We start from the raw sequence: 642 nt of genomic DNA, 5'->3' as shown, positions 1-642 counted from the left end.
CGGGTTGTCCTTGGCGACGAACAGGCGGTCGTTGAGGAACGTGGTCAGCGCGCCGATGTCCGTCGTGAGCCCGGTGAGCGCCTTGGCGGGATCACCGGAGAGCAGCGCGGTCACCAGGTTCTGGCCGATCGACACGACCTTGCCCGGCGTGTCGAAAAGCACCGCCAGAGCGGAGTTTCCGAGTCCGATGACGTCAGCCTGGGAGTTCGTGAGACCGACGCCGATCGGACCGAGGTAGGGGTTCACGAGATCGGTGATCGGCATGATTCCGCCCAGGAGGACGATGATCGACAGCGCCTTGGCCTTGTCGGCGACCTCGCCGATCGCACCGGCGGGATCCCCCTTGGTGAGCTTGGCCACGGCATCCGTGATCGTTCCCACGACGCCGGGCGTCCACTGGTCGCCCTTCCACGACGAGGCGAACATCTCGAAACCGGCCTTCCACGCCTCGAACAGCGTCGTGAAGTCCGGCATCCCGAGCGCGGGGGCGGACGCGACCGCGGCCTGCGCCGCGAGCGCGTCGGCCTTCGCCGGCGACGAAGCGGGCAGCGACGGGATCACGGCGCCGAGCAGCGTGCTGCCGACCTTCACCAGGTTCGGGATGAGGCCGGTCGCGGAGTTCGTGACATAGGCCTCGAGGAA

1 protein-coding gene is annotated in these 642 nt (G+C 67.9%); it reads right to left on the bottom strand.

Annotation, left to right across the window (positions count from 1 at the left end):
- The coding region (locus FK268_RS24465; protein WP_205124531.1) for a hypothetical protein at positions 1 to 642 on the bottom strand (642 nt) is incomplete at both ends.

Source organism: Tsukamurella sputi (genome assembly GCF_007858445.1).
In the GTDB taxonomy this organism is placed as follows: domain Bacteria; phylum Actinomycetota; class Actinomycetes; order Mycobacteriales; family Mycobacteriaceae; genus Tsukamurella; species Tsukamurella sputi.
Note: the sequence above shows the minus strand (reverse complement) of the source record. Positions and strands in the feature narration are given on the sequence as shown.